This is a genomic window from Pseudomonas sp. FW300-N1A1 (assembly GCF_058789115.1).
Window position 1 is genome coordinate 1 of record NZ_JBYTBK010000092.1, and the last position, 1,214, is coordinate 1,214.

The 1,214-nt window shown below is 60.0% G+C and carries 1 protein-coding gene; it reads left to right on the forward strand.

Annotated elements, in window-relative coordinates; translation table 11 throughout:
* Nucleotides 1-1,214, forward strand: a 1,214-nt coding sequence (locus AC3WQN_RS25430; RefSeq protein WP_492606972.1) for an immunoglobulin-like domain-containing protein, incomplete at both ends; no start/stop codon positions are given.

The window sequence follows — 1,214 nt, forward strand, 5'->3', positions numbered from 1 at the left end:
CTGGAATCCGTCAGCGGTGCCGAGCAGTTCGAGAAGCTGACCCTCGGCCAGGACGAATACACCACCACCGTCACCGATCAACCGACCGGCGAAGGCGACAAGATCACCGTCACCATCGAAAGCAACGGTGATGTGCTGGAAGACGCCGCACCGAAGTTCACCGTCAAGGTCGACCAAGTCCTGAAACAGGACTTGACCGTGACCCTGAGCAACGGCGATACCGTCGTGATCAAGGCCGGCACCACCGAGACCCCTTACGAGCTCAAGGCTCAGGGCGACGACGTCTACAAAGACGGCCAAACCGTCGAAGTCGGCATCGATAACGCCACAGTCGACGGCAAGTCCTTCGAAAACCTGGTGCTCGGCGACAAGGCTGCCGTGACCATCGGCGATACCGTGACTGAAGTAGTCGCTACGTTGACTGTGGATAAAACCACCGTCACCGAAGGCGGTTCGGTCACCTACACCGTGACCCTGACCAATGCCGCCGGCCTGCCAATGAGCAACCACGGCGAGCTGACCTTCAAGCTCAGTGATGGCACCACCATCACCGTGCCAGCCAACAGCACCACCGGCAGCGCAACGGTCGTCACCAGCAATGACATCTTCACCGGTGGCCAGCCGGCTATCGTCAACAAGCTGGAAAGCGTTTCCGGTGCGGAGCAGTTCGAGAAGCTGACCCTCGGCCAGGACGAATACACCACCACCGTCACCGACCAACCGACCGGCGAAGGTGACAAGATCACCGTCACCATCGAAAGCAACGGCGACGTGCTGGAAAACGCCGCACCGAAGTTCACCGTCAAGGTCGACCAAGTCCTGAAACAGGACCTGACCGTGACCCTGAGCAACGGCGACACCGTCGTGATCAAGGCCGGCACCACCGAGACCCCGTACGAGCTCAAGGCTCAGGGCGATGACGTCTACAAAGATGGTCAGACCGTCGAAGTCGCTATCGATAACGCCACGGTCGACGGCAAGTCCTTCGAGAACCTGGTGCTCGGCGACAAGGCTACTGTGACCATCGGCGACACCATCAGTGAAGTCACTGCCACCCTGACCGTGGATAAAACCACTGTCACCGAAGGCGGCCAGATCACTTACACCGTCACTCTGACCAACGCTGCTGGCTTGCCAATGGGCGCCCATGGTCCGCTGGAATTCACCCTGTCCGACGGCACCGTGGTCAAGATCCCGGCCAACGGTACTTCCGG